The organism is Pseudoxanthomonas sp. GW2 (genome assembly GCF_000283075.1).
GTDB lineage: Bacteria > Pseudomonadota > Gammaproteobacteria > Xanthomonadales > Xanthomonadaceae > Pseudoxanthomonas.
This window is the reverse complement of record NZ_ALIP01000107.1, coordinates 1-6,293: the sequence shown is the minus strand read 5'-3', so window position 1 is coordinate 6,293 and position 6,293 is coordinate 1. Positions and strand designations below refer to the sequence as shown.

Below are 6,293 nucleotides of genomic sequence, written 5' to 3'. Positions count from 1 at the left end.
TGCTGGCGCTGGGCGTGCTGGTGGCGCTGCTGGCCGCCGGCGGCAAGCTGCGGCGGCGCCGCAGCGCCGCCCCGGCGCCGGTGGACGAGGCCCCGACCCTGGGCCAGACCCTGAAGCAGGAGCCGCGCCCGGCACCGGCCGCTTCCACCCCGGCCGCACCGGCGCCGGCGCCGGAAGACGACGTCGCGGTGGACCCGGCGATCTTCCGCGCCTACGACATCCGCGGCGTGGTCGGCAGCCAGCTGGACGCGAAGGTGGCCGCGCGCATCGGCCAGGCGATCGGCACGGTGATGGCCGAGGAAGGCCTCACCGACATCGTGGTCGGGCGCGACGGCCGCCTGTCCGGGCCGGAGCTGGTCGAGGGCCTGGTCGAGGGCCTGCGCAAGGCAGGCCGCAATGTCATCGACATCGGCATGGTGCCGACCCCAGTGGTGTACTTCGCCGCCTACCACCTGCGCGCCGGCAGCGGCGTGGCGGTGACCGGCAGCCACAACCCGCCGGACTACAACGGCTTCAAGATCGTGGTCGGCGGCCAGACCCTGTCCGGGGAGGCGATCGTCGACCTGTACGCACGCATCCGCGACGGCCGCCTGCGCAGCGACGCCCCGGGCAGCTACGCCACCCAGGACGTGGCCGAGGACTACGTCCGCCGGATCGCCGACGACGTGCAGCTGGAGCGCCCCCTCAAGGTGGTGGCCGACGCCGGCAACGGCGTGGCCGGCGAGATCGCGCCGCGCCTGCTGGAGGCGATCGGCGCCGAGGTGGTGCCGCTGTACTGCGACGTCGACGGCACCTTCCCCAACCACCACCCGGACCCGAGCGAGCCGCGCAACCTCGAGGACCTGGTGCAGACCGTCCGCCAGTTCGACGCCGACCTGGGCGTGGCCTTCGACGGCGACGGCGACCGCCTGGGCGTGGTCACCCGCGAGGGCCGCATCGTCTACGCCGACCGCCTGCTGATGCTGTACGCGGCCGACGTCCTGCAGCGCAACCCGGGCGCGATGGTGATCTACGACGTCAAGTGCACCGGCCGCCTGCAGGACTACATCCTGCGCCACGGCGGCAGCCCGCAGATGTGGAAGACCGGGCACTCGCTGATCAAGGCCAAGATGCGCGAGACCGAGGCCGAGCTGGCCGGCGAGATGAGCGGCCACTTCTTCTTCAAGGAGCGCTGGTACGGCTTCGACGACGGCCTGTACGCGGCCGCGCGCCTGCTGGAGATCCTGGCCGGCCGCTTCGAGGCGCCCTCGGAGGTGCTGGACGCGCTGCCGGACAGCGTGTCCACCCCGGAGATCAAGGTCGCGCTGGAGGACGGCGAGGACCCGCACGCGCTGGTGGAGCGGTTCACCGCCGCGGCCCAGGCCGAGGATTCGGCGTTCGCCGGCGCGCGCCTGACCACCATCGACGGCCTGCGTGCGGACTGGAACGATGGCTGGGGCCTGCTGCGCGCCTCCAACACCACCCCGGTGCTGGTGCTGCGCTTCGAGGCCGACGACGAGCCGGCGCTGGCGCGGATCCGCACCCTGTTCCGCGAGCAGCTGCAGCCGCTGCTGCCGGGGCGCACCCTGCCGTTCTGAGCGGAGCGGGGCCGCCGCGCCGCGGGCGCGGCCGGCGGCCTTACTGCGCCGCGGCGGTGGCCGGTGCAGCGGCGGTGGTGCCGGACTTCAGCGCCCGGTAGCGCTCCAGGGTGGCCTCGATCTCGCCGTCCAGCGCCGCGCGCTGGCGCTCGAAATTGCGCTGCAGCAGCTGGTGGTACAGCAGCTGCGCATGGCGCTGGCGGATGTCGGCGGCCAGCTTCTCGGCCACCGGCTTGCCGGCCAGTTCGCGCTCGGCGGCGGGGCGCAGCAGGGTGACCAGGCCCTCGCGCAGGCTGGCCACGTTGTAGCGCGCGGTCTCGATGCTGTTCTCCACCAGGGTGACGCGCTCGCTGAACACCCGGCGCAGTTCGTTCTCGTCCTGGAAGGTGATGAGCATCGCCTGCTCGGTGCGGCGCCGGGTCTCCTCGGCCATCGCATCCAGCTGCCGGCGCTGCTCCTCCTCGGCCAGCGCGGCGCGTTCCTCCGGGGTCAGCGCGCGCTGCACCTGGCCGGTGCGCATGCCGCTGCTGGCGCTGATCTCGTCGCGCGCCATCCCGGCCGCTTCCGCCGGCAGGGTGTCGGCGCACACGCGCTGCCCGTCCTGGTCCCAGCAATAGAGCTTCTTGTTGGCGGCCTTCTGCTGCGCCATCGCCGGCGCCGGCAGCAGGACCAGTGCCGCCAGCATCGCCAGCGGACGGATGTGTTGCGGCGTCACGGCAGCCCCCTGCGCTGTCAGTCAGCCCGTGTGGTCGCAGCCGTAGCGGGCGCGGTAGGCCAGCAACGGTGCGTGGTACGCCGCCAGTGTGTCGTTTCCGGCGGCGAATGCAAGCAGGTCGGCCAGCCCGGCCACCGCCACCACCGGCACCCCGGCCTCCGCCGCCACCGCCTGCGCGGCGGAGCGGCGGTCCTGTTCGGAGGCGATCTCCTGGCGGTCCAGCGCGACCACGATCCCGGCCACGGTGCCGCCGGCGGCGGCGATGATCCCCAGTGCCTCGCGGATCGCGGTGCCGGCGGTGATCACGTCGTCCACCACCAGCACCCGGCGCCCGGCCAGCGGCGCGCCGACCAGGGTGCCGCCCTCGCCGTGGTCCTTGGCTTCCTTGCGGTTGAACGCCAGCGGCAGGTCGCGGCCGCGGCCGGCGTACTCGCAGGCCAGCGCGGTGGCCAGCGGAATGCCCTTGTAGGCCGGGCCGAACACCACGTCGAACTGCAGCCTGGCCGCGTCCACCGCGTCGGCGTAGCAGGCGGCCAGGCCGGCCAGGCGCGCGCCGCTGTCGAAGCGGCCGGCATTGAAGAAATAGGGCGAGACACGGCCGGACTTGAGGGTGAACTCGCCGAAGCGCAGGGCGTCGGCGTCCAGGGCCAGCTGCAGGAAGCGGGTGCGGTGGTCGGACATGGGGATGGCGGCGGTGGGACGGCGGCATAGGATACGGCCGCGGCGCGCCGCGGAGGCAGCGCCGGCGGGCGCGATTGGGTAGGCTGTCGGCCTGTTTTTCCGACCCGTCCCCGCATGCGCATCATCAGCTTCAACGCCAACGGCATCCGCTCGGCCGCCAGCAAGGGCTTCTTCGACTGGCTGGCCGGCCAGGACGCGGACGTGGTCTGCCTGCAGGAAACCAAGTCGCAGGAGCACCAGCTGGCCGACGCCTGCTTCCGCCCCGACGGCCACCACTGCTTCTACCGCGATGCCACCAGCAAGAAGGGCTACAGCGGCGTGGCGATCTACGCCCGGCGCGAGCCGGACGAGGTGCGCACGGTGCTGGGCCGGCCGGACTTCGACGAGGAGGGGCGCTACATCGAGGCGCGCTTCGGCAACCTCAGCGTGGTCTCGTTCTACATCCCCTCCGGCTCCTCCGGCGAGCTGCGCCAGGGCTACAAGTTCCAGGTCATGGAGTGGCTGAAGCCGGTGCTCGACGAGTGGCTGGCCAGCGGCCGCGACTACGTGCTGTGCGGCGACTGGAACATCGTCCGCTGCCGCAAGGACATCCGGAACTGGACCTCCAACCAGAAGAATTCGGGCTGCCTGCCGCCGGAGCGCGCCTGGCTCAACGGCATGATCGGCCCGGACGAGGGCAGCGACGGCACCCCGCCGCGGCCCGGCGGCTGGGTCGACGCCTACCGCGCGCTGCATCCGCAGGGCGAGGACTACACCTGGTGGAGCAACCGTGGCGCGGCGCGCGCCAACAACGTGGGGTGGCGGATCGACTACCAGTTCGTCACCCCGTCGCTGAAACCGCGCCTGCGCGGCTGCTCGATCTACCGCGAGCAGCGCTTCTCCGACCACGCCCCGTTCATCGTCGACTACGAAGGCGCGCTGCCGTGAACGCGCCCGCGGGCGAGCCGCCGCGCTACAAGGGCTGGGCCGGCATCCGCCGCGCCTTCGGCACGCCGTCGGCGCTGACCCTGGCGCTGCTGGGCTTCGGCTGCGGCCTGCCGTTCCTGCCGGTGGCCTCGATGACCCTGTCCACCCGCCTGCGCGACGGCGGCCTGGACCTGGCCAGCATCGGCCTGATCAGCCTGGCCAGCTTCTTCTACCTGCTGAAGTTCCTGTGGGCGCCGCTGCTGGACCGCTACGTGTTCGCGCCGCTGGGGCTGCTCGGACGGCGCCGCTCGTGGCTGCTGGCGGCGCAGCTGGGCGTGGCGGCGGGCCTGGCCGCGCTGGCCTTCACCCGCCCGGAGCTGAGCGTGGGCCCGCTGGTGGGCTGGGTGCTGTTCACCTCCTTCGCCGGCGCCACCCAGGACTCGGTGGTCGACGCCTACCGCATCGAGGTCGCCCCGGCGCAGGCCCAGGCCGCGCTGGCGGCCACCTATACCCTGGGCTACCGCATCGGCCTGATCCTCGGCGGCGCCGGCGCGCTTTACCTGGCCGAGTTCGGCGGCTGGACCGTGGCCTACCTGGCGATGGCGGCGCTGATGCTGGCGCCGGCGCTGGCGACGCTGCTGTCGCGCGAGCCGGCGGTGCCGGAGGCCACCGTGGTGCGCCGGATCGATTTCCTCGGCGCGTTCTGGCAGCCGTTCTCCAGCTTCTTCGCCAACAACGGCCTGGCCCTGGGCCTGGCCCTGCTGCTGTTCGTCGGCCTGTTCAAGTTCCCCGACCAGGTGATCGGGGTGATGGCCGGCCCGTTCTACCTGGACAGCGGCTACAGCAAGGCCGACATTGCCACCGTGTCCAAGCTGTACGGCATCTGGGCCGGGATCGGCGGCGCGTTCCTGGGCGGGTTGTGCGTGGCCGCGTTCGGCTTCCGCCGCATGCTGTTCGTCGCCGCCCTCGGCGTGGCGCTGTCGAACCTGGCGTTCCTGCTGATGAGCCAGTACCCGTCGCAGATCTGGGCGTTCTACGCGGCGATCACCGTGGACAACGTGGCCCAGGGCTTCGCCGGCACGGTGCTGGTGGCGTTCATGTCCTCGCTGACCGACCGCAACTTCACCGCCACCCAGTTCGCGCTGCTGGTGTCGCTGGCCAACCTGCCCGGCAAGTTCGCCGGCGGCGTGTCCGGCTACGTGGTCGAGGCCACCTCGTACGCGACCTTCTTCGTGCTGTCGGCGCTGACCGTGGTCCCGACCCTGGCCCTGCTGGCCTGGCTGTGGCCGCGGATCCGCGAGGCCGGGGACGACCCGGCACGCTGACGGCGGCCGGCGACTCGTATGCGGCGGCGCTTCGTGGCAGTCTTTGCCCCGCCCCCCACCGAGCCGCCAAGGCCATGCCCGACCTGGTGTTGCGCGACATCGACCCGATCCTGGCCGAGCGCATCCAGCGCGTCGCCCAGGCCCGCGGCTGGCCGCTGCGGGACGCCGTGATCCGGCTGCTGGAGCAGGGCCTGTTCGCGGCCGAGGAAGAGGTGCGCGCGGGCTTCGAGAACCAGGAAGTGGAGGCGCTGGCCGAGGCCATCGCCGCGCTCAAGCTGCTGCCGGCCGGGCGGGACTTCTGAGCCCGCCGGCCGGCGATCCGCCGCCTCAGTGGCGTCCGGAGGCGCGCCGCGCCTGCAGCAGCGCCGCGCCGGCGCGGGCGTGGCCGCGCGCGGCCAGGGCCTTGCGCTGCTCGCGGATGCGCTGGGCGGCATAGGTGAGGGCCGAGGCCATGATCAGGGTGTAGGCCAGCAGCTCGGTGCATTCCTCGGCCGCGTTCTTGAACACGCGCACGTAGTTCTCCGCCAGCAGGCCGTGCCACAGCGTGGTCATGCCGAACAGGCGCGAATAGATCAGCAGCAGCACCAGGCCGATGGTCATCACCGCCGCCGGGCGCGAGCGCAGGAAGCGCGCGGTGGCGTCCAGGGTGGCCTGGCGCTGGCGCAGGGCGTAGCCGAGGCTGGCGGCGGCCAGGGCCGCGACCAGGATCGACCACAGGCCGCGGAACAGCAGGTCCCAGACCGCGTCCAGCTCGCGGATCAGCATGCAGCCGAAGAAGCCGGCCGCCAGCACGGCGAAGCCGCGCTCGTCCGCGCGGGCGCGGGCCAGGCGCACGAACGCCAGCACGGTGGCGACCAGGAAGCCGAGCTGGGTCAGCTCGACCAGCGACCATTCGCCCACGTCGTCGCCCAGCAGCTGGATGTCGGCGTACAGCAGCGCCACCGGGGTGGCCATGACCAGCGCCAGCAGCGCGGAACGGCCCAGGTGGGCCAGCAGGATGTGCCGTTGTTTTTCCATGTCCAAACCCTCGGGGGAGGCGCGCGGGGCCCGGTCGGGGGCGGGCCTGGGGGGGGGGACGCGCGCGTTGGG

Annotated in this window: 7 protein-coding genes; 4 read left to right on the top strand and 3 right to left on the bottom strand. The window is 72.9% G+C overall.

Annotation, left to right across the window (positions count from 1 at the left end; translation table 11 throughout):
- A partial coding sequence (locus B351_RS0108510) for a phosphomannomutase/phosphoglucomutase (RefSeq protein ID WP_019398615.1) occupies positions 1 to 1,577 on the top strand: 1,577 nt, incomplete at its 5' end.
- Positions 1,578 to 1,617: 40 nt separating this feature from the next.
- On the opposite strand, the gene B351_RS0108505 is transcribed toward B351_RS0108510, so the two are convergent.
- Together B351_RS0108505 and pyrE are read right to left on the bottom strand one after the other, a co-directional pair.
- Positions 1,618 to 2,262, bottom strand: coding sequence for a hypothetical protein (locus B351_RS0108505; protein WP_019398614.1), 645 nt, complete (start codon positions 2,260 to 2,262; stop codon positions 1,618 to 1,620).
- Between the two features lie 51 nt (positions 2,263 to 2,313).
- Positions 2,314 to 2,973, bottom strand: coding sequence for an orotate phosphoribosyltransferase (pyrE, locus tag B351_RS0108500; RefSeq protein WP_019398613.1), 660 nt, complete (start codon positions 2,971 to 2,973; stop codon positions 2,314 to 2,316).
- Between the two features lie 114 nt (positions 2,974 to 3,087).
- Here pyrE and B351_RS0108495 point away from each other — a divergent pair, with 114 nt between their 5' ends.
- The 3 genes from B351_RS0108495 to B351_RS0108485 all read left to right on the top strand — a co-directional run bounded on the left by B351_RS0108495 (position 3,088) and on the right by B351_RS0108485 (position 5,506).
- Positions 3,088 to 3,900: an exodeoxyribonuclease III gene (locus B351_RS0108495; protein WP_019398612.1), complete on the top strand. Its 813-nt coding sequence runs from the start codon at positions 3,088 to 3,090 to the stop codon at positions 3,898 to 3,900.
- Positions 3,897 to 5,204: an AmpG family muropeptide MFS transporter gene (locus tag B351_RS0108490; protein WP_019398611.1), complete on the top strand. Its 1,308-nt coding sequence runs from the start codon at positions 3,897 to 3,899 to the stop codon at positions 5,202 to 5,204. Before B351_RS0108495 ends, B351_RS0108490 begins: the two co-directional genes overlap by 4 nt.
- Before the next feature lie 74 nt (positions 5,205 to 5,278).
- The gene (locus B351_RS0108485; protein WP_019398610.1) at positions 5,279 to 5,506 is read left to right on the top strand and encodes a hypothetical protein; all 228 of its coding nucleotides are present in this window, start codon (positions 5,279 to 5,281) and stop codon (positions 5,504 to 5,506) included.
- A gap of 25 nt (positions 5,507 to 5,531) precedes the next feature.
- Here B351_RS0108485 and B351_RS0108480 read toward each other — a convergent pair whose 3' ends face one another.
- Positions 5,532 to 6,221 carry a hypothetical protein gene (locus B351_RS0108480; protein ID WP_019398609.1) on the bottom strand — a complete coding sequence of 230 codons (690 nt, stop codon included), beginning with the start codon at positions 6,219 to 6,221 and terminating at the stop codon, positions 5,532 to 5,534.
- Positions 6,222 to 6,293 lie beyond the last annotated feature (72 nt).